Annotated in this window: 20 protein-coding genes and 1 pseudogene; 12 read left to right on the forward strand and 9 right to left on the reverse strand. The window is 61.8% G+C overall.

The genetic code is table 11. The annotated features are described in order from the left end of the window. Positions 1 to 196: 196 nt before the first annotated feature. On the forward strand, positions 197 to 3652 hold the full coding sequence (locus ACUXVE_RS13420; protein WP_445514553.1) for an ESPR-type extended signal peptide-containing protein: 3456 nt from the start codon (positions 197 to 199) through the stop codon (positions 3650 to 3652). A gap of 376 nt (positions 3653 to 4028) precedes the next feature. Further along, positions 4029 to 4358: an antitoxin PaaA2 family protein gene (locus ACUXVE_RS13425; protein WP_445514554.1), complete on the forward strand. Its 330-nt coding sequence runs from the start codon at positions 4029 to 4031 to the stop codon at positions 4356 to 4358. Here the strand turns inward: ACUXVE_RS13425 and ACUXVE_RS13430 are convergent. Beyond that, positions 4254 to 5174 (reverse strand): DNA-binding protein, encoded by a 921-nt coding sequence (locus ACUXVE_RS13430; protein ID WP_445514555.1) that lies wholly within the window; start codon positions 5172 to 5174, stop codon positions 4254 to 4256. The genes ACUXVE_RS13425 and ACUXVE_RS13430 overlap by 105 nt on opposite strands. Before the next feature lie 103 nt (positions 5175 to 5277). On the opposite strand from ACUXVE_RS13430, the gene ACUXVE_RS13435 reads away from it, so the two are divergent. Together ACUXVE_RS13435 and ACUXVE_RS13440 are read left to right on the forward strand one after the other, a co-directional pair. Continuing rightward, entirely contained in the window at positions 5278 to 6363 is a 1086-nt protein-coding gene (locus ACUXVE_RS13435; RefSeq protein WP_445514556.1) for a site-specific integrase, read from the forward strand. Between the two features lie 82 nt (positions 6364 to 6445). Next, positions 6446 to 7582 (forward strand): hypothetical protein, encoded by a 1137-nt coding sequence (locus ACUXVE_RS13440; RefSeq protein ID WP_445514557.1) that lies wholly within the window; start codon positions 6446 to 6448, stop codon positions 7580 to 7582. A gap of 374 nt (positions 7583 to 7956) precedes the next feature. On the opposite strand, the gene ACUXVE_RS13445 is transcribed toward ACUXVE_RS13440, so the two are convergent. Continuing rightward, entirely contained in the window at positions 7957 to 8673 is a 717-nt protein-coding gene (locus tag ACUXVE_RS13445) for a hypothetical protein (RefSeq protein ID WP_445514558.1), read from the reverse strand. A 690-nt stretch (positions 8674 to 9363) separates the two neighbouring features. Here ACUXVE_RS13445 and ACUXVE_RS13450 point away from each other — a divergent pair. The 6 genes and pseudogenes from ACUXVE_RS13450 to ACUXVE_RS13475 all read left to right on the forward strand — a co-directional run bounded on the left by ACUXVE_RS13450 (position 9364) and on the right by ACUXVE_RS13475 (position 14749). Further along, entirely contained in the window at positions 9364 to 10944 is a 1581-nt protein-coding gene (locus tag ACUXVE_RS13450) for an ATP-dependent nuclease (protein WP_445514559.1), read from the forward strand. Then, positions 10922 to 12019: a UvrD-helicase domain-containing protein gene (locus ACUXVE_RS13455; RefSeq protein ID WP_445514560.1), complete on the forward strand. Its 1098-nt coding sequence runs from the start codon at positions 10922 to 10924 to the stop codon at positions 12017 to 12019. Before ACUXVE_RS13450 ends, ACUXVE_RS13455 begins: the two co-directional genes overlap by 23 nt. Before the next feature lie 13 nt (positions 12020 to 12032). After that, positions 12033 to 12263, forward strand: a pseudogene (locus ACUXVE_RS13460) (hypothetical protein); the annotation flags it as partial. Positions 12264 to 12596: 333 nt separating this feature from the next. Beyond that, on the forward strand, positions 12597 to 13652 hold the full coding sequence (locus ACUXVE_RS13465) for a hypothetical protein (protein WP_445514561.1): 1056 nt from the start codon (positions 12597 to 12599) through the stop codon (positions 13650 to 13652). 421 nt (positions 13653 to 14073) lie between these two features. Next, on the forward strand, positions 14074 to 14271 hold the full coding sequence (locus tag ACUXVE_RS13470) for a hypothetical protein (protein ID WP_445514562.1): 198 nt from the start codon (positions 14074 to 14076) through the stop codon (positions 14269 to 14271). A 40-nt stretch (positions 14272 to 14311) separates the two neighbouring features. Beyond that, complete coding sequence (locus ACUXVE_RS13475) at positions 14312 to 14749, forward strand: putative quinol monooxygenase (protein WP_445514563.1); 438 nt, start codon at positions 14312 to 14314, stop codon at positions 14747 to 14749. 84 nt (positions 14750 to 14833) lie between these two features. Here ACUXVE_RS13475 and ACUXVE_RS13480 read toward each other — a convergent pair whose 3' ends face one another. From ACUXVE_RS13480 to ACUXVE_RS13500, 5 genes are all read right to left on the reverse strand, one after another. Continuing rightward, on the reverse strand, positions 14834 to 15841 hold the full coding sequence (locus tag ACUXVE_RS13480; RefSeq protein ID WP_445514572.1) for an NAD(P)-dependent alcohol dehydrogenase: 1008 nt from the start codon (positions 15839 to 15841) through the stop codon (positions 14834 to 14836). A gap of 257 nt (positions 15842 to 16098) precedes the next feature. Beyond that, the gene (locus ACUXVE_RS13485; RefSeq protein ID WP_445514564.1) at positions 16099 to 17115 is read right to left on the reverse strand and encodes a zinc-dependent alcohol dehydrogenase family protein; all 1017 of its coding nucleotides are present in this window, start codon (positions 17113 to 17115) and stop codon (positions 16099 to 16101) included. A 107-nt stretch (positions 17116 to 17222) separates the two neighbouring features. Then, positions 17223 to 18011 (reverse strand): carboxymuconolactone decarboxylase family protein, encoded by a 789-nt coding sequence (locus tag ACUXVE_RS13490; protein WP_445514565.1) that lies wholly within the window; start codon positions 18009 to 18011, stop codon positions 17223 to 17225. Then, entirely contained in the window at positions 17989 to 18486 is a 498-nt protein-coding gene (locus tag ACUXVE_RS13495; RefSeq protein ID WP_445514566.1) for a (R)-mandelonitrile lyase, read from the reverse strand. Before ACUXVE_RS13495 ends, ACUXVE_RS13490 begins: the two co-directional genes overlap by 23 nt. 40 nt (positions 18487 to 18526) lie before the next feature. Beyond that, a complete protein-coding gene (locus ACUXVE_RS13500) occupies positions 18527 to 18931 on the reverse strand; it encodes a (R)-mandelonitrile lyase (protein WP_445514567.1) in 405 nt (134 codons plus the stop codon). A 264-nt stretch (positions 18932 to 19195) separates the two neighbouring features. Between ACUXVE_RS13500 and ACUXVE_RS13505 the strand changes: the two genes are divergently transcribed. Both ACUXVE_RS13505 and ACUXVE_RS13510 read left to right on the forward strand, forming a co-directional pair. Continuing rightward, positions 19196 to 19957, forward strand: a complete 762-nt coding sequence (locus ACUXVE_RS13505; protein WP_445514568.1) for an SDR family oxidoreductase — start codon at positions 19196 to 19198, stop codon at positions 19955 to 19957. A gap of 49 nt (positions 19958 to 20006) precedes the next feature. After that, a complete protein-coding gene (locus tag ACUXVE_RS13510; RefSeq protein WP_445514569.1) occupies positions 20007 to 21257 on the forward strand; it encodes a multidrug effflux MFS transporter in 1251 nt (416 codons plus the stop codon). On the opposite strand, the gene ACUXVE_RS13515 is transcribed toward ACUXVE_RS13510, so the two are convergent. Both ACUXVE_RS13515 and ACUXVE_RS13520 read right to left on the reverse strand, forming a co-directional pair. Further along, positions 21207 to 22115, reverse strand: a complete 909-nt coding sequence (locus ACUXVE_RS13515) for a LysR family transcriptional regulator (RefSeq protein WP_445514570.1) — start codon at positions 22113 to 22115, stop codon at positions 21207 to 21209. The two genes, ACUXVE_RS13510 and ACUXVE_RS13515, sit on opposite strands and share 51 nt — an antisense overlap. Positions 22116 to 22311: 196 nt before the next feature. After that, a complete protein-coding gene (locus tag ACUXVE_RS13520) occupies positions 22312 to 24702 on the reverse strand; it encodes a membrane-bound PQQ-dependent dehydrogenase, glucose/quinate/shikimate family (protein WP_445514571.1) in 2391 nt (796 codons plus the stop codon). Positions 24703 to 25205 lie beyond the last annotated feature (503 nt).

Here is a 25205-nt window from a genome sequence, read left to right on the forward strand (position 1 = left end):
AAAGCGTCCATGAATATTCCACAAGCAATTGATTTAAAAGGCTTAATTCAAATCCCGACGGCACTGCTAATAGGCCGTGTCCGATGGGGTTGATGACCCTCGCTACCTACTCTGAATCCGTCGCCGAACGTCCCCTGGACCGGCGGGTAGGCCACCAACGGCCTTCACCAAGTCCTTTACTTGACGGAGAACGAGCATGAATACCATCTATCGCATTGTCTGGAACACCGCCTTGGGCAAATGGGTTGTGGCCTCGGAACTGGCTCATGGCCGTGGCAAGCGCACGGCGCGCCGAACCGTGTTGTCCTGCCTGCTTTCCGCCTTGCTGGTGACGTCGGCGGCAGCAGCGGATGCCGGTCCAGACGTTGCCTGCCCAGCTGTCGACAACGAGGTGGTGACCTGTGACGTTGACGCGTCGCCCAACACGGGAGCGCTGTTCGCCGATGCCGACCCGGTCAACGGTGCGCAACTGCGCTCCAGTGTGCAGAGCATTGCTGATGCCTTTGGCGGTGGCGCCGCCGTAGACCCGGATGGGGTGCTGATCGCGCCCAGCTATGTCCTGGGGGGCACAACCTACGGCAACGTCGGCAGCGCATTGAATGGGCTGGACGCACGAATTACCGACAACGAGCAGGCGATTGCCAACATTCCAAATGGCAGCCGCTTCATCGCCGTCTTCGGCAACACCGGCACGGCCGCTGCAACCAACACCGGGCCGAACTCGCTTGCCGTGGGCCAGGGCGCATATGCGACCGGCAATGGCGCCAACGCGTTCGGCGCGACCGCTCGCGCCACCAACAACGGCGCGCTTGCGGTTGGCGTGGCCGCCAACGCCAGTGGGAACAACTCAACCGCCATCGGCCTGAGTTCTGCCTCGTCAGGCGGCAATACGGTGGCCATCGGCACCGGCGCCCGCGGAACATCGGGGTCCGCCACCGCCATCGGCGCGTCGACCAATGTTGCTGGCAGTGGGTCGACGGCCGTCGGCTACTACGCGGCCATCGGCAGCAACAGCGCCAATGCGGTGGCGATCGGCTCAAGCAGCTCGGTAACGGCGAACGTCAACAACGGGATGGCCATCGGTGCCGGCAGCCGTGTAAGCGGCGCATCCTCGAGCGCCCTCGGCTATCAGGCGCAGGCGACCGGCACGAATGCCGTGGCCATTGGCGCCGGCTCCATCGCCGACCGTGGCGATACGGTGTCGCTGGGCACCGCTGGTGCTGAGCGACAGCTGGTGAACGTGGCCAACGCCACCCAATCCACTGACGCGGTCAACCTGGGCCAGCTGCACTCCGCCACCAGCAGTGTTGCAGCTGCACTGGGCGGTGGAACGATCGTGGCGTCGGACGGGTCTCTCTCTGCGCCCAGCTATACCGTCAATGACGTGGCCAGCGGACGCCAGGAAACGGTGGACAATGTCGGCTCGGCCCTGGATACCCTCAACGGGAGCGTCGTCAACGTCGACGCGCGCATGACGACCCTTGTGAACGCCATCGATGCGGGCACGGTCGGCCTGGTCCAGCAATCGAACGCCAATGCCGACATCACCGTTGGCGCCGGCACCGGCGGTGGTCGCCTGGACATCCGTGGCGCCGCTGGCGCCCGCTCGCTGGATGGGCTCGCCGATGGCGTGGTCGCGGCGGACAGCCTGCAGGCCGTGAACGGGCGGCAGCTGCACGCCACCAATGCGCAGGTATCCAGCAATACCACCAGCATCGTGGCGCTGCAGGAAGGTCTGAGCGGCGCAACCCGCTACGTGAAGGTTGTGGGCCGCAATGACGGCAGTGATGACGCTCAGGCAGTTGGCTTGGGGGCGGTGGCGTTTGGCCGTGCGGCCCGGGCGAGCGTTGCAGATGCCACCGCGATCGGCGCCGGCGCAGTGGCCGCTGGGATCGAGACCGTGGCGGTGGGTGCCGGCGCGCAGGCGACAGGGGAGAACTCTGTTGCACTGGGTGCAGGGTCGGTCGCCACCCGCGACAACGTCGTTTCGTTGGGTGCTGGCTACCAGTTCGGCAACGGCAGCCGTCAGCTGATCAACGTTGCCAACGGCACCGAAAACGCAGATGCGGTCAATGTGCAGCAGCTGCGCCCCGTCGTGGCGGCATTGGGCGGTGGTGCCACCATGAGTGCCATGCAGGGCATTGTTACCGGCCCGCGTTATGTGTTGCAGGGCAACGACTACAACAACGTTGGCGATGCGCTGAATGCTGTGGATGGCTCGCTGACCGCGCTGGACGGCCGTGTTGCCATCAACGAGGGGGACATCACCGAGATCAACAATGTGCTGAACAACCTTTCCGGCGGCGCCGCCGGCCTGGTCCGCCAGGCTTCGCCCAGCGACGTGGTTACGGTTGCCGCTGGCAGTGGTGGCGGCAGCGTTGATTTCTCCGGTCTTTCCGGCGCACGCCAGCTCAAAGGCGTGGCCAACGGGATCGAGGACGCCGACGCAGTGAACGTCTCGCAGCTGAGCGCAGCCATCGAGGGCGTGCGCAGTGGCGATACCCGCTATTTCAAGGCGGACGGCGAGGGCGACGGTAGTGACGACGCGTCGGTGTCAGGGCAGGGCGCAGTTGCCGCTGGCGCGAACGCCCGCGCGGCAGGCGACGGCTCGGTCGCCCTGGGGCAGGGGGCGCACGCCTCGGCAGACAACGCGGTGGCGCTGGGTGCCAACTCAGTGGCCGATCGTGCCAATTCGGTGGCCGTGGGCGCTGCAGGTGCCGAGCGCCAGATCACCCATGTGGCCGATGCCAGTGAGGACACCGATGCGGTCAACCTGCGGCAGCTCAAGGCCGCGGGCCTGATTGGCGATGGTGGACAGAGCCTGGATGCCGTTGTCTACGATGTCGACAGTCAGCGCGGCCGGATTACGTTTGGCGGCGCGGCAGGTACGGTACTGGGGAATGTTGCCGACGGGCGCATCGGCCAGGGGAGCCGTGAAGCGGTCAACGGCGGCCAGATCGCCGCACTGCGGGATGAGCTCAATGGCCAGATCGGGCATCTGGATGAGCGTGTGAGCCAGGTGGAGAACGGCGCTGGAAGCGGTGGCAAGGACGCGCCTTACTATGACGCCAACGCGGCCGATGGCGCAGCAGACGGGGCATCTCCGCTGGCAGGCGCAGGAACCCCGGCTACCGCCGCAGGTGCCGGTTCGGTCGCTGCGGGGTCTGGTGCCAACGCTTCCGCTGCGAACGCCGTTGCGCTTGGCGCTGGTTCGCTGGCCGACCGGGACAACACGGTCGCCGTTGGGCACGAGGGTGGCGAGCGGCAGATCACGCACGTGGCCCGCGGCGTGCGCGACACCGACGCCGTCAACGTTTCCCAGCTGAACCAAGGGTTGAATGACGCAAAGGCTTACGCCGATTCACGGGTCCAGGACGTCTGGGAAGGACTGAATGACCGCGTGGACCATGTCAGCCGCCAGGCCAATCGCGGCATTGCCGGTGCCGCAGCCTTGATCCAGGTTACGCCTTATCTGCCGGGCAAGACGGTGCTCAACGCCGGCATGGCCAGCTACCGCGGAGAAACGGCGCTGGGTGTCGGCATCTCTCGCTGGAGCGACAATGGCCGGGTCAACATCAACGCGGGGGTCTCTGCTGCGCGCGGCGATCGTCCCATTCTGCGATTCGGTGTCGGGATCGTGCTGGGCGACTGATCCCGCTCGGCACTGCGGTGGGAAGAGGAGTGCCACGGCCTCGCATCAGTGAGGCCGTGGTCTGATGTGTCTGGATCGGGCGTTTGTAGACGGGAGATCACGCGGTGGGGCCGGTGGCGTGTTGAACAGTCATGGGCTGGTCAGAACATAATATACATTATGCGAAATGCTACTTGCCCGGCGCAGGATCCGCCGCTGGGCCGCTTTCGTCGGTTCTTGTCAGTTTTCTTGATTCTTGTCCTTTTGCTTAGGATCGTGCCCCTTCTTGATTTCATTGGGAATTTTGAGGCATTCAGGGACACCATCCTAAATAAGGAAGTGTCGGCTGTAGCTGGCTTCGACCCTGTTCCTAAGACAGTTGGCGTACGGTTCCTCCATGGTCAGGTTCAATTTCAGCAGTTCCGAATCTGAGTCAGCTGTGGCCGAGAGCTACAACCAGTGGCTCCGAGCAAAAATTGAGCGCGCCATTGCCGATGCGCGACCGGCGATTCATCACGATCAGGTGGTGGCGCGCGTGCGGGCGACAATCGATGCAGCCAGCATGCGTGGGACAGTTGCAGAAGATCGATGCATCTGTATGGGGACCCTTCGGCGGTTACGCTCATGTCGACTTCGGGCTCTGGCGACGTGGGCGCAACCTTGGGGTGGCTTGCTTCGGTGTGTTCCGCTTGAAGGCTGCCTCCAGTTGCGCCGGAAGTTCTCGTAGACTGCTGAGTTGCTTCTCAAGTCCCTCACACCTGCCCCGGAGAATATCGGCAGCTTGACCGGCCGAGATGGCTGCAGATTGGGCTGCATGCAGCTCCTGGCGTAGCTGATCCTCGATTGCCCTCTGGGCTTTGGCCTGATTGTTGAGTTGAGCCTGGAGATCTTTCGCCTCCTGCCGAGATCGATCCACGTCGCCGAGCGTTCGATTCTCGACAGATCTGACGTACTCGGTCCAGTTCTCTCGCTCAGATTTTGCCGTTTCGAGCGTTTCATGAAGCCGGGCATCAAGATGTTGTCTTGCTGCCTCAGCTCGATCGGCTCTCCGAAGCCCAAGATCCCGCTGCTCCGTTAGCTCTGAGATCTGCAGGTGTAGCTGATCGACCAGCCGCTCCAGTTCGGCCGCTTGCGTACTAGCTATGCGTTCGCCGGCGATAGCCAAGGCGCGCTCTGAGCGCATTTGACTCAGTTCGTCAGCCACGAGCCGTGACCTGGCATCCAGCGCTTCACGCTGGGTAGCCAGTGACCGCTCAGTCTCTGCGAACTCTCGAAGGGCCGCCTCCCTAGCGTGCGTCAGCGCCAGCTCCCACCATTGCCCGGCTAGTTCCGCCAACACCGCCGGGGCGTCTTCAAAGTCCGGACGTCGTGGCTGCAGGCGCGGGCCGAGTCGATTCCACCAAGTCTCCAGCCAGCGAGTGACTGTGTTCGGAGAGCCGGTCCCTAGGTGAGCACGGATTCGCTCAACGGTTGGGCGCTCGCCCTTGGCCACCAGTTCGTCGGCGGCGGTGTGGACGTCAGATTCGGTGATGCCGCGGGCCATGCAAAGTCTCCTGTACTGGCGCCCCACTCTGCTGGTAACGTACTGGCGATAAGTGATGATTATCGCGGGTAGGATCGGTTGAACGTAGCGTACATTACATAGTATGAAAGATATTTCTACAATTCCCGCACTTGCCGCGACGGCCACCTATCTAGCACTGCCTGAACAGCTGGCCCAACAGGCTGCCGATGCGGTCCGCGAGCTGCTGGCCGAAGCCGCAGCCGAGAACACGACCCGCAGCTACACCAGCGCCCTGCGCTACTGGGCCGGCTGGCACGCGGCGCGCTACGGCATCGAGTTGGCCTTGCCGGTACCCGAAGCCATCGTGCTCCAGTTCGTGGTCGATCACGTACAGCGCCGCTCGACCGACGGCGAATTGGCCTGGGAACTTCCACCAGCCGTCGACCAGGCCTTGGTGGCCGCTAGCCTCAAAGCCAAGGTTGGCCCGTGGACCTTGGCCACCGTGCGCCATCGCGTTGCCGTGCTTTCCACTGCGCACCGGCTCAAGCACGTGGCCAATCCCTGCGAGCAGCCTGCAATTCGCACCGTGCTCAGCCGCGCGGCGCGGGCCGCGGTTAAGCGCGGCGAGCGCCCACGCAAGAAGACTGCGATCACCCTGGCCGAGCTGGAGGCCATGTTGGCCACTTGCGACGACAGCCTGGAAGGACTTCGGGATCGCGCCCTACTCTGCTTCGGGTTCGCTAGTGGTGGCCGCCGGCGCAGCGAAATCGCCGCTGCCGACCTTCGCGACCTGCGCCGGATTGGCGAGGCGGGCTATATCTACCGGCTGGAGCACAGCAAGACCCAACAGGCCGGGGTTACGGCCACCTCGACACCGGATAAGCCGGTGCTCGATCGGGCCGCGCTTGCCCTCCAGGACTGGTTGGATGCCTCAGGCCTCACCGAAGGGGCTATCTTCCGGCGACTGTGGAAACAGCGGGTCGGCCCCGCCCTGTCCCCGGCCGCCGTGGGTGAGATCGTGCAGCGGCGGGCGCGCCTAGCCGGGCTGGAGGGGGATTTTGGCGGGCATAGTCTCAGGTCCGGGTTCGTGACCGAGGCCAGTCGCCAAGGCATGTCGCTGCCGGCGATCATGCAGTTGACCGAGCATAGGTCGGTGTCGAGTGTCGTGGGGTATTTTCAAGCAGGCGGAGCAACAGCCAACCCGGCTGCCCGCCTGCTCGAAGACTGATCAACGCGATGCTGCCAACTCGAAGTCACAATTGCTCATACTTGTGCCGGATAGGAGTACACCCCCTATTCCGAGGATCTCCATGCGTTCAATTTCCAATGCGTTCTTTCACCAGGCCGAAATTACCCAGATAGATCGATGGGAGCACGGTCCACTTGAGCTCGCGTTCCTGTCCGAGCCAGCAACAGGTCGCCTAGAATGGACAGCCCACCTGCACAATTGGAATGCCACGCAAAGGGCCGGATTTGTGCGGTCGGGAGAAGCCATCGAAGGGTTGAAGCCGTTCGTTCCTTACCTCGAGGAGCGGCGCAACCCGAACATGATCCTAGTGCCGACCTACGGCGGGAGCTCCGAGCTCGACGTCATGCTGGCCGGCCTGTTGCCCGACGACATCCTGGCCAAGGCCGGTCTCGAACGCCGACGCTCTATGATGGGCCTGATGTACATGCACAACGACTTGCCTGCGGACTACGGTGCGCGGGCACGAGCTGCATTTGCGCACTACATCTGGACGCGCTTGTCTCCGCGAGCGCGTTTGGGTCAAGGCGCCTTCAACGCGCGCTCGCCACTGCGACTGCTCGCCGGCGACACGCCATACTGGGCACACCGCCTATATCGCCTGGCACTGGCTAGGCGCGATGAATTCTTCGCTCCCACGACGCACGAAGACGAGACGTGGAAGCCGCTCGCAGAGTTACGCGCCGGTATCTTGGCCGGCCTGCCTGAGGAAGAGAGACACCTGTTCGATGTTCAGCGGCCTCTGATGGGCGGCGACGTCTGGGACGAGTTTGATGCCAAAGAGCGCGAGGAGGTGCTTCAGAGCGCGATCGACGGCGACGGTGTCCTCGAGTCGCTCGATCCGGTGGTCGAGCTGCTGCACCGCCACCGGACGCACGAGGACTTCTCGGGCGCGAACTCCTGGATCAAAGAGGATTTCGAGCGCAGCTTCTATTCCAAACGGGCGAAATTGAAAGTCGACCTAGTCGAGACCATCGACGATGCACCGGCTTATGCGCTGGAGCCCAACGAGCCGTACGAGCAGGTTCTGTTCCGCGATGTGATCGCAATGCTCGATCAGAAAGAGCGTCGCCTTGTGATAGCCCTGCGGCTCGGCAAGAGTGCCTCCACCATCGCGCGCGAGTCGGGTCTGCGCGGCCACGCGTCGGTTTCGCGACGCATCGCCGCGCTCAAGACGAAGGTCGCCCGACTACTAAATTGAGCTAAAGCGCCAGCGCAGGTCCCTGTTCATGGATGGCGGACTTGGCGGCGGCATAGGTATCTTGGGTGCACCCGTTGTGGGCGCGCAAGGCCCGAGTCGGAATGGTCTGCTGGGAGGGCCACTTGGGCGGCTCTCACTTCGGCAACAACTTTGCACGCTCCGCATCCGCCACCGTCATTTTCGGTGCTGTCCCTGTCGCTGGCGAGGTTCCCGAAGATTCGGACATCTTCTCGGAAAAGCAAGGATCGCTCGTCACCGGCGCTTTGGCGACCGCGGTGCCACATGCCGATGGCCATCTCAGCGGCGCCCGGTACGCGCCGACCTTGCCTTGGTGCGAACCATGGCGCCTCCAGAATCCATCGCTCCGTAGCCTGCTACGTCCTACCTGCTGGCTCGAGCCAAAACCGGCAGCTGAAGTTGTTGAGCCGACGATGGAAGGCGTCGGCGCGCGCCTGGAAAGTTTTCGGGATCGCTGCGCCGTCGCCGCCCTGCCGAAAGTACTCGGCAAGCGAATGGAGCCCGTTGTTCATTAGTTGCTCCCACTCGCGCCAAAGCTCGTCCTGCAAATCCTGCGCACGCTGACTGGCGCTCGGTTTTCGCTTTGGGGCGGGCACTGAGTAGTCAGGGCTTGGATCATGCGAGTGAGTGAACGTGATAGTACCGTGCGCCCACTCGGCCTCGCCCGACGGGCGCCAGCGGTAGTCCACCCGCACCGACAGCGTCCTCGTGAAATTGCTCGGTGGAATGATCTGGTCGTCGACGAAGAAGCGCTGACCTTCCTGTTCCTGCGTCTCAATCCGCTGCTGCATCTGCCGAACCGCGTTGCCCAAGTTGCTGCCGGCACGGCGGGCGCGCTCACCGGTGTCAGCTAGCTTCTTCGTCGCCTTGGCTCCCGCGTAGGCCTGTAGCGCCGCATCGAACTCGCGAAGCCTGGCAGCGATAAATGGCCCGCAACTGTCCAGCCGTAAGTCGCGCAATGGCGATCCTAGTCGCCGGGCGTCCAGCGAAGCTGAAATCTCCCGATCCAACGCCTGCACATTGACCTCTCGCAGGGCCTCTTGTTCATCGCGAGGAATATTGATGACGCTCAACTCGGACTCCGTATATTGGCGGTGGGGCATGCCGCGATTCTCTTGGTTGGTGGCATGTTCCAGGAACTTGCGCGCGTGCTCGAGAGCGGGGTGTTTGTGTAGATGGCCGGCACATTATCGCTGCGCGCGGGCGCGAAGTCTGGCCAATCCGGGGGGCTTGTCCCGGGCCTGGCACTCCCGCACGTTTGGCCCGAACCGCGTCGCCAGGCGGGCCTGCGCCGTCGCGAGGTCGCTCGCGGCCCTCGTTCGGTTGGTCTCGGCAAGCCCCCTCCCCTGCTCCTTGGCCCGGAGCCGGCCGACTGCTTCCGGGCCAAGCATGGTGAGTCGGGCCTTCAACGCCTTGAGGGTGGTCTCCAGGGAGTCGCTCTACCCACAGTGATGGTCCCGACCGACCATCGGTCGATCACGCAGGCGAAGGACCACTGTCAGTCCGCCAGCACGCTGGTCTCACACCTACTCGATTGGCGCCGTCGCAACTGCTGAGATGGCGGTGCGGCACGCTAGGGAAAGCTGTGGCACCATCCGACCATGGTTACCTCGTATTACTCCCTAGACACCGAGTGGGCCGATGTAACGGGCAGCGAACTGGTGAGCCTGGCGCTTCTGTAGTATGACTCAGATCGGAAAGGAGGCCAGTCAGGGTGCGGGCAGGCTTCGCCACCGGGCTCGTTGGCCATCAAAGGACTGTGCATGCCGATCGAACGTATCGTTATCGACAACTTCAAGTCGTTTCACCATCTGGACCTGCCCCTCAACGCCCACATGAACCTAGTGGTGGGCGATAACGAGGTTGGCAAGTCCACCCTGCTGGAGGCCATCCACGCGGTGGTCACCGGCCAGCTCCATGGGCGCAATCTCGCCTATGAGCTCACACCCTACCTGTTCCACCAGCCGACGGTGCAAGAGTACTTGGTGGCGCTTGCAGCAGGCACGCCGGCGTCGCCGCCGCGGATCTCCATCGAAGCGTATCTAGGCGCAGACGCCGCGCTGGCGTCGTTGCGCGGCACCAACAACTCGTTGCGCCTAGATACGGCCGGCATCCGGCTGCTGGTTGAGCTCAACGACGACTACCTCGAGGAGTTCAACGCCTACCTGCAGCAGCACCAAGGTGCGGTCAGCCTGCCGGTGGAGTACTACACGGTGCGCTGGTATTCCTTCGCCAACAATGGCGTCACCGCCCGCAGTATTCCGTTCGACTCGACCATCATCGACACGCACGGCATCAAGACCTTGTCGGGTGCCGATCGCTATATCGCAGGCATCATCGAACAGGCACTGACGCCTGCGCAACGCGTTTCGCTGTCGTTGAGCTTCCGCCGCATGCGGCAGAGTTTTTCCGAAGAAGCGGATGTGGCGGCGATCAATGCCTACCTCACCGAGCACACTGGGGACATCAGCCAGCGAGCGCTGACGGTGGGTGTGGACACATCGCCGCGCTCAACGTGGGAAACCAGCTTGTCACCGTACTTGGATGAGCTTCCTTTCACCCAAGCTGGCAAGGGCGAACAAAGCGCGGTGAAGATGAAGCTGGCAATGCATGCGGCGGGCGCTGCCCACGTGCTGCTGATCGAGGAGCCGGAGAACCATCTGTCCTTCTCCAGCATGACCCAACTGATCGACAAGATTGCGGCCCTCTCCACCGCCCAACAGGTGATCATCGCTACCCACAGCAGCTTCGTATTGAACAAGCTGGGCGTGGACAACGTGATCCTGTTCAGCGCGCAGGGCCAGATGAAGCTGGACCAGCTACCGAGCGATACGCACGACTATTTCATGAAGCTGCCTGGCCACGATACGCTGCGGCTGATCCTGGCCAAGCAAGCAATCCTGGTGGAGGGCCCTTCCGACGAGCTGATCGTGCAGCGTGCCTATAGCGACCACCACGGCGTGGCGCCGATGGCTCACGGCGTAGACATCATTTCGGTCAAGTCGTTGGCATTCAAGCGCTTCTTGCAGATTGCAGATCGGCTAAAGATTCAGGCCAAGGTGATCACCGACAACGATGGCGACGTCGCCGTTGTGCAGGAGCGCTATGCCGAGCACATCAACGCGATCTACTACGATTCCGACGAGCACGCCCCATCGCTGGAAGAGCAGCTGATTAAAGCCAATTCGCTGGCCGAGCTCAATACTGTGCTGGGCAAGACATTTGCCGATGAGGTGGCTCTGCTCAAGTACATGAAAGGCCACAAGACCGATACAGCCCTAGCAATCTTCAACAGCCCGCAGTCGCTCAGGTTCCCAGACTATGTCCAGCGTGCCATCACCTAACCTGGTACTGCTCTCAGCGGCCGGCTCGGGCAAGACCACGTTGCTGGTCAGGCAGGCCTTGGAGCGGCCTGGGCGCCGCATTGCGATTGTCACCTACACTCTGGAAAACCTTGAGGAGATTCGGCGCTCGTTTGAGGTTCACGCCGGCTCGGTCCCCGCGCACGTTACCTTGCACAGCTGGTATGGCTTTCTGCTACGCGAGTGCATCCGCCCGTACCAGGGTGCGCTTTGCCCCGAGCCTCGGATCGAGACGATCCTGTTCGTGGAAGGTCGCACTGATAACCGCGCTCCACGCACCCAAGTGGCGCGCCACTATCTGGCAGGCAACCGGATGTATTCCGACCGGGCGGCCGACTTTGCAGTGCGCTGCGATGAGCTGACCCACGGTCAGGTCATGGCACGCCTGGCGGCCATGTACGACGAGCTCTACATCGACGAGGTCCAGGATCTGGCCGGCTATGACTTGGATCTGGTCGAGCGGCTGTTGAAGAGCGACATCGCCATCACGTTGGTAGGCGATACGCGCCAAGCCACGTACGCGACCAACTACGCGCCGCGGCACAGTCAATATCGTGGGCCGAGCATGGCAGCGTTGTTCCGGATTTGGGAAGCGGATGGTTTATGCCAGCTCGGTCACCGCCTCATCAGCTTGCGCTGTGTCCAGACGCTCTGCGACTTGGCCGACGCGCTCTATCCGCAGATGCCACGGACCGAGTCAGGCAATGGCGAGATCACTGGGCACGATGGCATCTACCTCGTCGCTCCCGAGCATGTGACTGCGTACATGCAGGAATTTGCTCCCACCGTGCTTCGGTACGACCGTCGGCAAGCTTGTGACGGATTGCCGGCCGTGAACTTCGGCCAGTGCAAGGGCCGGACCTATGGGCGTGTACTGATTTTCCCTAACGGGCCATTGACGCTGTACATGCGCACGGCCGATGCATCTCGTATCACCGCGCCACCGAAATATTACGTGGCCTTGACGCGGGCGCGGCAAAGCGTGGCCTTTGTGTATGCCGGCGCGTGTGCGTTACCGGGTCATCAGCTCTACACGCCTGCGAGCGCAGACGCGTAGAGCCACTGACTAACTCGAACGCTACGGCGCCTCCGGCAGCAAGCGCCGGCAAATGCCGCAACTTCGGCAGTTCATTGGAATATGTCCCTTGGACAAAGCCGGGTCGTTTGGGCTAGACACCGTGGCCACCGCTGCAGCTCAGACCAAGCACACCATCCCGGACACCGTGAACGTCCTGCTCAAAGAGCTAGTGCACGATCGCTATGAACTTCCCGGTTTCCCGAGCGCCGATTCCGCGGTTATGCGGTTATGCGGTTATGCGGTTATGCGAAAATGGTACGGTTGTCAGCACGGGGCTGGGAACCACTCAATCTTACCCCTGATAAATCTTCCTAATCCCACGGCCAATCGACTTCCGCTAACAGCGAAGAGCGTATATTCCCTTCGAGTGACTACAGCTTTGGCGGCATCTAAGGGGTTTCATGACGTATCGCCGAGAGCACCGTGCAATCAAAACCCGAAGTGAGCACCCCGCTGCTCCGCACGCTGCTCAAATCGAAGATGTCTTCCTCCTCGCGGTTCATGTTTTACCTGACCTGTACACTTGTAAATTGCACCATCAGCTCGGAATACAGTCATGGCCGACCAAGAATACGACGAGATGATTGCCCGCTATTTCGCAGAGATGGAGAAGCACTCCCGCGAGCGGCTGGCGGAGGCATCTGACCTCATTACTAACTTCTCAAAGCTAGCTGCATCCAAAGGCCTAATCCTAGACGCGGGTTCATTCGAGTACATCCAGACCACTGGCATCGTTGCCAAGGCCCCTGGAATCGCGAGAGCGTTGCTGGGACCGATAAGAACTGAGCGTGATGGGCTACAGTCATTCAAAGAGATCGCTAGGAGGTTGCCTCCCAGCCCCCATTACGAAGGATGCTTTGCCGGGCCCGATTTTATCTTGATGGCCCATCCCTACTTTCGCCGAGGGATGCATCCGATCAACAACTGGGCTCCAAGGTTCATAGAGTTGTTCTGGCAGTTCGACGGCCCTGGTATCGAAAAATATATCGCGCTCGACGAGGATCGAGTTCGAATCAATGTCGACGGAACGGGCTATTTTGAGTCCGACACTTGGTACGGCGCTCCTTTCGACCAAGACATACGAAACATCAAGCCTGGGATCGTCAAGCTGCGCCCACCCTTGGATCTCGTACCTGCGCATCTCTCTTTCTTCTTTGCCCACGCGTACTGTCTGGACATCAAGTGGAGTGAATCGGACGGTATCAAGTCATTCCAAGCTCTTGAAATGAAGACCGAGGACGTCCGGCTGGAGGCCGGGGGACAGCATTACTACCCTGCCCGTTACATGCACGCCGAGTTCGACCTATCCGCCAATTGCTTCAGACACTTCGACGGAGCGATTCAGCTGTTTACGGAAGAGGAGTATTTTCAGCGACGGGATTCCGACTTCAATATGACGATGAAGAACCCTGCACACATCAAGGCTAGGTCAAGCAAGGTGTTCAAGATCAATGGCCCGTTGAGAACAGAAAGCTGGGTTGAGTTCTGCAGTCACTTCTATGCAGCCAATCCACTTATCTTTGAGTACTTCAGTGGGGTGTATCCCAGGCACGTAACGGAAATCCTTGCAAGGATTAGAAACAACGCGCCGCAGTGCATTAGCGAGGTGTAGTGCCCTCTGCTTGGTCAGATGGTAACGGTAAGGGTTCTCGAGAAGAGATCGGTCGATGAGAGCCACTCTCACCCAAATCCAGCTGCGGGCCTACAGAAGTGACGCGAGGGGCTCGGATGGTCCGCTTCGGGTCGGGCGCTTCCCTTCCCTACCCCCGATAGACATCCCTGATCGCCCTGCCCCACTAGCACGCTATTAGTAGCCAATTTCGGACATCCGGCAGACGGATCACTTTTTCCACCTGGCTGTCATTTCTCGTTGTTGGTGAATCTAGCTCATCCAACCAGTGAGCGAGTTCAATTGTTGTCCTGCAACAAAATATTTAAGGCCGACCTCAGTCCTTACGCTCTCCATGAAGCCGAGTGTCCAGCCTGATCACGCTTTGGCTGGCGTAGATGTAACCCAATGAAGTGAGCTGCCCATGCCTCATTCCGACGAGCTCAAGTCCCGTATGGTCCAGGAGATCGTCCTCAGCGCAGTATCAATCCTGGGCTATGAGCAGGATGCGGTCTGTCTCGCCTTCGATGAAATCCCTCCGGATGACTGGGAGGATCTCTATCACGACGAGATCACAACCCAGCCCGAGCGCCTATACAAAAAATCTGGCTACACCATGTGACTCTACTTGTCACCGAGATTCCCCAGGATAAAATGTCACGATGACGAGACAAGAAATGTATCCGACGAAAAAATCCCTACTGCTGATAGCAGCTTTTCTAACGTTGGTCGGCGTTCAAACGGTCCATGCAGAGGAACGTACAATTCCGCTGGTGCGCATCGCAGAATTGGAAATCGAACCAACTTCTTTGCCCGCGTACATTGCCGCAGTCTCGGAGGAGATCGAAGCGTCCATTCGATCTGAGCCGGGCGTGCTGTCCATCTATGCGGTTGCCGAGCAGGGTGCACCAAACCGGTTTCACTTCTTGGAGATATACACCGATCAGACTGCCTACGAGCGGCACATCGCCTCTGAACACTTCCAAAAGTATGCGCGCACGACACAGTCGATGATCCTTTCCAAGCGTCTCATCGACACCGTCCCTGTGCGCTTGGGTGCAAAGGCTAACCTAAGCTTGTCTGAGCCTACAAAGCGTTAAGCAATGCAGTTTGCCAGCTGCCCCGTGCTCGCCCCGCTTCTTTTACTCACTTGAAGAAGCGGGAGCGAACTGATCAGGTATCGCTCAGATTTTGGACGCAGCCATATCGATCACGAAGCGATAGCGCACATCCTTCTTTGTCACCCTGTCGAACGCGAGGTTGATCTGGTCTGGTCGGATCACCTCGACATCGGCCTTGATGTTGCGCGCGTTGCAGTAGTCGATCACCTCCTGGGTCTCAGCAATGCCGCCGATCATCGACCCGGCCAGGCTTTTACGACCGAAGGCAAGGCCCATGCCGCTGATGCCGCCCTCCAGCGTGCCCAAAGCGCCGACGTTGACCATCGTCGCGTCGACCTTGAGTGCCTGAATAAAGGGCTGCATGTCGTAAGCCTCTGGCACGGTGGAAATGATCAGGTCGAATTGGTTGGTGAGCTTAGTCATCGCGGCAGCCTCGGTCCACAGGACGGCGTCCTCCGCACCCAGGCGGTTGGCATCTGCCAGCTTGCCGGGCGAGGTAGTGAAGACGGTCACCCTAGCGTGCTGGGCAACGGCCAGCTTGACCGCCATATGGCCCAGTCCACCCAGCCCCACCACGCCCACGCGCTGACCAGGCTTGACCTGCCAGTGGCGTATCGGAGAGAACGTCGTCACGCCTGCGCAGAGCAAAGGTGCGGCGGCGGCCAGGTCCATGCCAGGCGGGATCCTGATCACGAAGTGCTCGGCCACCACCATCTTGTCTGAGTAGCCGCCGTAGGTATAACCACCGGAAACCTTGTCAGGAGCGTCGTAGGTGAACGTAGTCGCGTTGACGCAGCTCTGCTCGCGATCCTGGAGACATTGCTCGCAGGTTCCGCAGGAATCGACCATGCAGCCTACGCCGCCGATATCACCAACCCTGAACTTGGTCACGGCCGAGCCTATCGCGATGACCTTGCCGACCGCTTCATGGCCCGGCACACACGGATAGTTGGTCTTGCCCCAGTCGCTGTTGATTGCATGAATGTCGGAGTGGCAGACGCCACAGTACATCACATCCAGCAGGACGTCGTTGGGGCGAAGCGCGCGACGTTCGATCGCCACGGGCGCCATTGTGCCGCCAGAGCTACGCGCGCCGTAGGCACGTGTTGGGTACGGCCCCGAGTCGACCGCGGCCACCGCCGATTCCGCCTCCGCCTTCTTCGCAAAAGCGCTGCTGGATACTGCCACAATCGGCAATGCCGCGAGTCCTGCGCCCGCCATGATGACTTTACGGCGAGCGGTCACTGCAGAACTTGTGTCTTCTGGATCTCGTTGGGACATGTCAGGCTCCGAATTTGGAAGTCATTTGCGCAGTCGAGCTGCTTCTTTCAGGGCAGCAGAAGGGCCTTGATGGCCCGGCGTTCATCCATGGCCCTGTAGCCCTCAGCCACTCGCGCCAATGGCAGGGTGAGGTCGAACACCTTGCTCGGGTCGATCGCCCCGTTCAGTACCAAGTCCATCAATTCGGGCAGGTACTGGCGCACCGGTGCAGCGCCGCCATGCAGGTGCACGTGTTCGTTGAACAGCTTCTGCCCGTCCAGGGAGACGCCGTGAGGCACACCGACATAGCCGACGTAGCCGCCCTGACGACTGCAGTGGATCGCCTGAAGCATCGACTCCTGTGTGCCGACGCACTCCAGCACTGAGTCCACACCCAAGCCGCGGGTCATCTCCATGATCCGGGCCACCCCTTCATCGCCGCGTTCTTCGACGATATCGGTTGCGCCGAACTCCTTGGCCAGCGCCTGACGCTGCGGATGCCGGCTCATGGCGATGATCTGCTCGGCACCGAGCTGCTTGGCCGACAGGATGGCCAGCAGATCTACCGCGCCATCGCCGACGACGGCCACGGTTGCGCCCGGCACTACATTCGCGGCCTTGGCGGCGAACCAGCCGGTGCCCAGTACATCGGAAGTCGCGAGCAACCCGGGAACCAGGGCTTCATCCGGCAGCGCCTTCGTGGCGACCAGCGTGCCATCGGCCAGCGGTACGCGCAGATATGGCGCCTGCGCGCCACCGACGAATTCTGCCTGCTGGCACGAGGACTGGTAGCCGTGCGCGCACACTGGGCAAACATTGTCCGAAGCAAAGAACGAGCCAACCACGAACTGGCCCTTGCGGATACCGCGCACGTCGGCACCGACTTCCTCGACCACGCCGCAGTACTCGTGCCCCATCGGCATGGGGCTAGTGATCTTCTGCACGCCGCGATACGGCCACAGATCCGAGCCACATACACAGGCGGCGCTAACGCGGATGATGGCGTCGGTCGGTTTGAGGAGCTTGGGATCGTCGACGGGTTCAAAGAGGATATCGTGCGGTCCGTGAAGCATGGTGGCGAGCATGGGGAACCTCTTCTTGAATGTAGCCGGCACGGCCTGCCGCTCATCGCGATCAGTTGCCCACCTGCGGCAACGTGGTCGTGATCCGGCGGAATCGCGTGGGAGGGATGTCAGTGCTTGGCGCGGGCAGCTAGCTGCTTGTTCAGTGCAGCATTGGCACGCTGACCGGCTTCCGTGTCGACGCGCTCGCCCAACAATGCGATGAACTGGCGCAGCTGGGCCTCGGTCAGGCCGGTGTTTAGACTGATGCCGATGTGCGAGTCGAGCTGGGATTCCACGCCTTGCATCGCAGCCAGCATCGCCACAGTGGCCAGTTCGCGGCTCTGCCAGTCCAGGTTGTCACGTGCGAAGATGTCGCCGAACAGGTGTGCGCGCAGGAAATCGTTGGCCACCGGAGCAAAATCGAACAGCGGCCCCTGAACGGGAGCGCCAGCGAGCTTGGTCTGGTTGGCGGTGCCGACTTTCATGAGCTCATCGCCTTTAGGTACCGGGCTTGGCGCCACACCAGGCGCATCGTCGATGCCGCCGGCTTTGCGATCCTGGACCAGCTTCATCAGTTCGCCCAGCGCGTTGAGGCTGCGTGGGAAGCCGGCATAGGCATAAAGCTGGACCAGCACTTCCTTGGCATCGCCGACGGTCAGGCCGGCGTCCAGGCCCTGGCTCAGCGCGGTTTTCAATCCAGCCATGTCGCCGGTCGCGGCGAAAGCCGCGATGGGGCCGATGGCCAGCTGCTTGGCACTCAGTGCCTGTTGCATGTTCATGAATGGTTTCTCCGAAAGAGTCTGATCGGCCGGCGTCCCCGCCTGGCCGCTCTCGGCGCCCAGCGCTGCCGTTGCCATCGCGATGGCAACGATCAGTACGCCGCGCGCGGCGCGGTTAGCGATCGGCGTATTGCGCATCGCTCACCTTTTCCAGCCACTGCACGTTATTGCCCTCCAAAGTGCCGCTGACGGCCAAGTGGGTCACCGCAGTCGTCGCGGTGGCGCCGTGCCAGTGCTTGACCCCCGGGGGGCACCACACCACATCGCCCGGATGCATTTCCTGGATCGGCTTACCCCACTCCTGGGTCAGGCCGACGCCAGCTGTCACGAGCAGGTACTGGCCCTTGGGATGAGTGTGCCAAGCCGAGCGCGATCCGGGCTCAAAGGTCACCAGGCCACCCGACGCATTGATGTGATCGTTCGCATCGAACAACGGATCGATGCGCACCTGTCCGGTGAAGTACTGGGCGGGTGCGGCGATTGACGCGTTGGATCCGCCACGATTGATGCGCTGGGAGGGCGTGTCCGCATTCGAGATCTGTGGCGCGGTTTGAGCAGCGGCCAGGAACGAAACGCTGCTGAACAAAACGATGGCTAGGAGGACGACGCGCATGTAGGCTCCTTTGCGGGATGATTCAACGAGTGCGGGAAGTTCAGCATGGTCCGACGAGATATTCCTCATCGGTGACCTTGTCCAACCAGTCCACGGCGCGACCATCCAGATATTCCTGGATGGCAATGTGGCTCACCGAGGTGGTCGGCGTGGCGCCATGCCAGTGACGATGGCCTGGCGGGCACCAGATCACATCGCCAGCCTTGATCTCCACGATCGATTCGCCTTCGCACTGGGTCCAGCCCACGCCTTGGGTAATCACGAGAATCTGGCCTAGCGGATGGGTGTGCCAAGCGCTACGCGCGCCGGGTTCGAAGGTCACCAAGCCGCAGCCCACGCGTGCCGGTTCAGGGGCGTTGAACATAGGATCGATTCGGACGCGACCGGTGAACCAGTCAGAAGGCCCTCCGACCGAAGGGGTGGAACCGGAGCGAATGAGGTGCATGTTGATTCCTTGGAAGTTAGTTAAGAGGGCAATGCTTGCCAGCGACCGCAGTCAGATTGTGTGAGCCACAGTCACGATTGAGGGGAAGTTAAGCGCGCCTCGATCTCGGCATGCCAAGGATCGTTGAAGGTGGCCACTGCATTGTAGGGTCGGATCAGTCGCTTTGATGTTGAGCTGAGCTCAACACCGCGATTACCCATGCGCCCTTTTTCTGGGCATGGCGCGCGCGCAACATGGTGGTCCAACTTCGATAGAGGTCTCGCGATGAATGATTCCTTCTCCGGCCAGGTCGCTTTGGTGACCGGCGCTGCCTCCGGCATGGGCTTGGCCACCGCGCGTGCATTCGCCGCTGCCGGTGCAGCCGTGGTGTTGGCCGATGTGAATGAGCAAGGCGTAGCAAAGGAAGTGGATGCGCTACGCGCCGCAGGCCATCAGGCGGCCGCATTCCGCTGCGACGTCAGCGACGAGGCGCAGGTCAAGGCGCTGGTGGACTTCACCGTCACGACGTTCGGCCGCTTGGATTGCGCTTACAACAATGCAGGCATCCAGGCGCCGGTGTCCGAAGTGGCCGATGCAACCACCGAGCTGTTCGATACGGTCAATGCCGTCAATCTGCGTGGTGTTTTCACCTGCATGAAGTACGAGCTGCAGCAGATGCGCAAGCAAGGCAGCGGCGCGATCGTCAACTGCTCCTCGCTGGGCGGTCTGGTCGGCATGCCAGGGCGCGCCGCGTATCACGCGGGCAAGCATGGCGTGCTGGGCCTGACCAAGAGCGCCGCCATTGAATGCGCGCAGCAGGGCATTCGCATCAATGCCGTATGCCCGGGCATCATCCACACCCCGATGGTCGCCGGCATGTTGGAGACCCAGTCCGATGCGTTGGCTGAGATGATGAAGGAAGTGCCGATTGGCCGCCTCGGCACATCCGAGGAAATCGCCTCCGCGGTGGTCTGGCTGTGCAGCCCGGGGGCGAGCTTCGTGATCGGCCAGTCGCTGGCGGTCGATGGCGGCTTCACCATTCGCTGACTCGCCCGCGCACGCTAGCAAACTCCCCACCACGATCATGGGCCAAGCCGTGGCAACCTCCGAAAGCGCCTCGCCCGGCCTGCGGGTGCTACTGATCCTCAGCACCCTGCTGGCTTTTGCTTCTGTTTCCACCGATCTGTATCTGCCGGCGCTACCGCAGGTCAGTAGGTCAGTGCACGCCAGCGCAAGTATGATCGAGTGGACGATCTCTGGCTATCTGGTGGGTTTCAGCCTTGGCCAGCTGCTGTGGGGCCCGCTTGGCGATCGCTATGGTCGGCGACGCCCCCTGGCAGTAGGCCTGCTGATCTTCATTGCAGGCTCTGCCGGCTGCGCGATCGCAAGCAGCGGCGTGGAGATGATCGCCTGGCGTGCGCTGCAGGCCGTCGGTGCATGCGCCGGCGTGGTACTGGCTCGAGCAATGGTGCGCGACCTTTTCACCGGCAACCGCGCAGCGCAGATGTTGTCCACGCTGATGATGGTGATGGCCATCGCGCCGCTGATCGGGCCCCTGCTTGGCGGGCAAATTCTGGCCCACACCGGTTCCTGGCGTGCCATCTTCTGGTTGCTGACGTTAGTCGGCGGCGGCACCCTGCTGTCTCTGCTGCTTCTTCCCGAGACCCTGCCGCCAAGCGCGCGCGAGACCAGCTCTTTGATGGCCGCATTTCCCACCTACGGCAGCCTACTTCGCCATAGAGCATTGCTGGGCTATGCGGGTGCGGGCGGATTTTTCTACGCTGGCGTTTTCGCTTATATCGCCGGCTCTCCCTTTGCCTACATCGAGTACTTCCACGTGCCTGCGAAGTACTACGGGCTGCTTTTTGGTGCCGGCATCATCGGGATCATGGGGACAAACCTCGCCAACGCACGCTTGGTCGTCCGCCTGGGAAGCGATCGCCTGCTCCGTATAGGTGCCTGGCTGTGCGCTGCAGCCGGCGTGGCCTTGTGCATTCTGGTCTTGACTAGCGTCTGCGGCGTGGCCGGCATGGCCGTGCCGATCTTTTTCTTTGTCTCCGCAACCGGCCTGATCGTCGCCAACTCTGTGGCTGGCGCACTTGGCATCTTTCCTGGGCGATCAGGGACAACTTCTGCCCTGGTCGGCGCGCTTCAATACGGCTCAGGCATTGCGGGCTCTGCTGCTGCGGGCTTGTTTTCCGACGGCACGCCAAGGCCCCTGGCCATCATCATTGCGCTGACAGGGCTCGGCACACTGGCTTGTGCGCTGTGGGTCGTGCCACGCCACGCCTCTGCGCTAGGCACCCAGGGGCGACAGCTCGCGGATGAGGTCAATCAGCAGGCGTAGTCCGGCGGGCAACTGGCGTCGGCTTGAGTAGTACATGTGGAAACCTGGGCCTGGGCTCGCCCAGTCCTGAAGCACCAACTGTGCCTGACCAGAGGCCGTCAACGGCGTCAGCAGCGGCTCTGGCAGGTAGACCAACCCCGCGCCCTCCAGAAGCAACGCCAGGCTGAGTCGGCTGTCGTCGATGATCAGCGAACCTGGCACCTCGACCTCCAGCACCTGGCCGTCTTTCTCCAGTTCCCAGTCATACAGACGGTCATTACCAAGCCTGAAGCGCACGCACTGATGCTGCAGCAGATCGTCAGGGTGCAGCGGCACGCCGTGTCGCGCGAGATAGGCAGGCGAGCCGGCCACCATCCATCGCATGTCCGGCGAAAGCCGCTGGGCGATCATGTCTTCGGGCACCGTGCCGCCATACCGGATACCTGCATCGAAACCGCCATCGATGACATCGACCATGCGGTTACTCGACACCACTTCCACTTCGATCTGCGGGTAGCGGTCGTTGAATACCTTCAGCGTAGGGCCCAACAGTAAAGGGACAGAATCCCTGACCACATTCAGCCGGATGCGGCCCGAGGGCGAATCGCGATGCTGATTGAGCATTTCCAGGGCATCATCGATTGCGCTGAACGGACCGGCGAGCGATAGCTGGAGCTGATTGCCGGCCGCGGTCAGGGTGACGCTGCGATTGGTCCGGTTGAAGAGTCGGATCGACAACCGCTCTTCTAGTGCCTTGATGGCGTGGCTCAGCGCTGATGCACTGACGCCAATCTCCTTGGCGGCCCGGCTGAAACTGCGATGCCGCGCGATTGCCAGGAAGTAGACAAAATCTGCAAGGTCGGCGCGGCTGGTATGCATGAAATTTCTCTCTAGCTTTGACCGCCGGGCAGGAGCTCGCTGAGTCAGGCCGCCTTGATGATAGCACCAGTAGTGGGACGGCCATGCATCGTCAGGTCGTCCAATAGTTTGGGCCGGCTGAGGGTCTCAGCCGGCGGCCGGTCGGATCTGGCCGGGTTCTGTCGCGCCGGTGAATGCTGCGCGACGGGCCAGCACCCTATTCGGGTAGCGCGTAGGCCACAACGTAGTCCCCGTACTTTTTGCTCGCATCTGTGCCGCCGGCAGTGATCACCACATACTGTCGGCCGGTGTGAGGTGACACGTAAGTCATTGGCGTGGTCTCGGCGCCCACAGGCAATCGGCCTTTCCACAGTTCCCGGCCAGTCCGCACGTCAATGGCGCGAAGGTAGAAGTCCTGCGTGCCGGCCATGAAGATGATGCCGCTCGAGGTCGAGATCGGCCCGCCGCGCGTGGGCATCCCGATCGGAATTTGCATGTTCGTAGGAATATTGAATGGACCGACGTCCTCGACGGTGCCCAGCGGCATTTGCCAAGCGATCTTGCGCGTGGCCAAGTCAATGGCGGTCAGCGTGCCGTAGGGAGGTGCCTGGCAAGGAATTCCCAGCGGAGAGACAAACTGGTCCTGCTCCACGCCCCACGGCGTGCCCTTCTGCGGCGCGCTGTTGCCCTCGCTGGCATCGCCCGAGCGGCTCGCGTCGTATTCGGCGCGCGGGATCAGGCGCGAGGTAGCACCAAGGCGCACATCGTTGACGACTAGATAGCCCAGGTTTTCAGCGATGGAGACCGAGCCCCAGTTCATTCCGCCAAACCAGCTCGGAAAATGCAGCCCCGTCCTCTCGCTGGGCGGGGTGAACTCCCCGTCATAGCGCAGCTTGCGAAACTCGATTCGACAGATCAACTGATCCAGCGGAGTGATGCCCCACATGCGCTGCTCGCTCAGGGGCTCGGTGCCGATGGCCGGCATGCCGACCGAGTAAGGCTGGGTCTTGGCAGTCCAGTCATCCGACACGCCCCCTTGGGGCACTGGGCGTTCCTGCACATCGGCGATCGGCGTGCCGGTTCGGCGGTCCAGCATGAAAATCTGACCGCGCTTGGTGGTCTGGATCAGCGCCGGGAGCGTGCCACCTTTGCCGTCAGGCACGTCGTACAGCGCCGGTTGCGAAGGCACGTCATAGTCCCAGATATCGTGATGCGTCGTCTGGAAATGCCAGCGTTCGCGACCGGTGGCGATGTCCAGCGCAACCACCGACGACGAATAAGTGTCGTCGGCCTTGGTGCGATGACCACCCCAGAAGTCTGGCGTTGCGTTGCCCGTAGGCACGTAGACCAGCCCCAGCGCTTCGTCGAAGGCAGGCGTGGACCAGACATTGGGCGTTCCTGGCGTGTAGCTTTCACCTACCGGCGGCAGGCCGGTGATACCGGGATTTCCCAGGTCCCACGCCCACACCAAAGCACCCGTGGTCGCGTTGAAGGCGCGTACGACGCCAGAAGGCTCACCCACCTGCGCGTTGTCCCAGACCAGGCCCCCGACGACAATCATGCCCTTGACGATCGTCGGTGCCGCGGTGGGGAAATAAAAGCCTGTCTGATTACCGCTCAGACCCGGATTGAGACTGACAAACCCTTGGTCGCCGAAGTCCTTGCAAGGTGTGCCTGTTGCCGCGTCGACGGCAACGATGCGCGCGTCGACGGTGGTGGAAATTATGCGGCGCGCGCAGGCCGCGAGCGGCGCGGCATCAGCCATGGCAGGCGTGACAGGCGCACCATCAGGCGCGGCGTCGTAGTAGCCCACGCCACGACAGCGTGGGCGGTAGGTGCCGGTGGCCTTGGGATCAAAGCGCCACTTCTCCTGACCGGTGTCGGCATCCACGGCGAACAGCACGTTGGACTGGGTGCAGCCATACAGCACGCCATCGACGTGCAACGGGGTCACCACGAAGCCTTCCGGCGGCTTGGGCACCTGCCCGGTTCGGTAGGTCCAAGCCACTTTCAGGCCGGCGACGTTCTGTGGCGTGATCTGATCCAGTGGTGCAAAGCGAGTGCCGGAGGGGGTGCGCCCGTAGTAGCGCCAATCGCTGCCGGCGATGGCGCCCACCGCGCGTCCGGCCATCGGCGGCGTCGGCGCCTGGGCCACGGCCGAGGGGCGCGGCTGGTAAGCGCTGTAAAGCGCGCCCAGCAACCCGGCAAACAACGCAAGCGAGAGAACCCAGCCCACGGTCCTGGGCGGCGGTTGGCGTATGTAGCGGAAAGCGGGAAGCAGTAAAGCCACGAAAAACGCGAGGATAGCCGGCAGCAGCAGCCGCGAGAACAATGGCCAGAACGAAACACCCACTTCCCATAGTGACCATCCCGCGGTCACCACCAGCACGGCCAGGTACAGCATCGCGCCAAACGGCCGGCGGCGAATGATCAGCACGCCAGAGACGAGCGTGGCCAGGCCGGCGGGCGCAAAATACCAAGAGCCACCTAGCGTGATCAGGTAGGTGCCACCGGCGAGCATGCAGGCTCCCACGAATGCGATCACCACGCCGAGCACAGCTAGCGCGATGCGGACGGCGACCGGCTCTTCGGTTGATGTATGACTCAACGTAACTCTCCCGCAATGTGTGGCTCCACCCTATCTGCTGGAGACACCATCAATTGATGAGTTGCACTCAGTGCGACGTTCAATGTAGCTCAGGTAAGAGTTTGCGGTCGAGCGCGAAGGGCCAGATTCAGCGTTTCTGCTGAACGACGATCAGGACATGCGCTGGCGGATCGTTGGTGCGTGGGTCTTGACTCATGCTGACTCATCGAGGTCGTGCGAGCGCCCCAGGTAGATCAGGCACTGGCGACGTCAGTGATCGCAAAGTCCTATATCGCCGGAGAGTGACAATCACCAGCCTGACATCCCGCACAAGGAAGTAGAAACGAGGAAGATTCATTCGGCCAAAACCAGCCCCGACCTACGCCTGAGAACCGGCCGCTATCCAAAGTTGGATGGCTGCTCCCCTGCCTTAACCAATGGGTCAGGTGATCTGGCTCCCCGTGAGCGGACGCCAAGAAGCGATACTTTGATCGCACTTGGAGGTCCTTTTATGTCCCGTATCA

Source organism: Stenotrophomonas sp. 3(2025), from assembly GCF_052665395.1.

Excerpts from the sequence above, each read along its gene's own strand:
- ACUXVE_RS13420 (WP_445514553.1), top strand. The coding sequence starts at position 197 with ATGAATACCATCTATCGCATTGTCTGGAACACCGCCTTGGGCAAATGG.
- ACUXVE_RS13425 (WP_445514554.1), top strand. The coding sequence starts at position 4,029 with ATGGTCAGGTTCAATTTCAGCAGTTCCGAATCTGAGTCAGCTGTGGCC.
- ACUXVE_RS13430 (WP_445514555.1), bottom strand. The coding sequence starts at position 5,174 with ATGGCCCGCGGCATCACCGAATCTGACGTCCACACCGCCGCCGACGAA.
- ACUXVE_RS13435 (WP_445514556.1), top strand. The coding sequence starts at position 5,278 with ATGAAAGATATTTCTACAATTCCCGCACTTGCCGCGACGGCCACCTAT.
- ACUXVE_RS13440 (WP_445514557.1), top strand. The coding sequence starts at position 6,446 with ATGCGTTCAATTTCCAATGCGTTCTTTCACCAGGCCGAAATTACCCAG.
- ACUXVE_RS13450 (WP_445514559.1), top strand. The coding sequence starts at position 9,364 with ATGCCGATCGAACGTATCGTTATCGACAACTTCAAGTCGTTTCACCAT.
- ACUXVE_RS13455 (WP_445514560.1), top strand. The coding sequence starts at position 10,922 with ATGTCCAGCGTGCCATCACCTAACCTGGTACTGCTCTCAGCGGCCGGC.
- ACUXVE_RS13465 (WP_445514561.1), top strand. The coding sequence starts at position 12,597 with ATGGCCGACCAAGAATACGACGAGATGATTGCCCGCTATTTCGCAGAG.
- ACUXVE_RS13470 (WP_445514562.1), top strand. The coding sequence starts at position 14,074 with ATGCCTCATTCCGACGAGCTCAAGTCCCGTATGGTCCAGGAGATCGTC.
- ACUXVE_RS13475 (WP_445514563.1), top strand. The coding sequence starts at position 14,312 with ATGACGAGACAAGAAATGTATCCGACGAAAAAATCCCTACTGCTGATA.
- ACUXVE_RS13480 (WP_445514572.1), bottom strand. The coding sequence starts at position 15,841 with ATGGCGCCCGTGGCGATCGAACGTCGCGCGCTTCGCCCCAACGACGTC.
- ACUXVE_RS13485 (WP_445514564.1), bottom strand. The coding sequence starts at position 17,115 with ATGCTCGCCACCATGCTTCACGGACCGCACGATATCCTCTTTGAACCC.
- ACUXVE_RS13490 (WP_445514565.1), bottom strand. The coding sequence starts at position 18,011 with ATGCGCAATACGCCGATCGCTAACCGCGCCGCGCGCGGCGTACTGATC.
- ACUXVE_RS13495 (WP_445514566.1), bottom strand. The coding sequence starts at position 18,486 with ATGCGCGTCGTCCTCCTAGCCATCGTTTTGTTCAGCAGCGTTTCGTTC.
- ACUXVE_RS13500 (WP_445514567.1), bottom strand. The coding sequence starts at position 18,931 with ATGCACCTCATTCGCTCCGGTTCCACCCCTTCGGTCGGAGGGCCTTCT.
- ACUXVE_RS13505 (WP_445514568.1), top strand. The coding sequence starts at position 19,196 with ATGAATGATTCCTTCTCCGGCCAGGTCGCTTTGGTGACCGGCGCTGCC.
- ACUXVE_RS13515 (WP_445514570.1), bottom strand. The coding sequence starts at position 22,115 with ATGCATACCAGCCGCGCCGACCTTGCAGATTTTGTCTACTTCCTGGCA.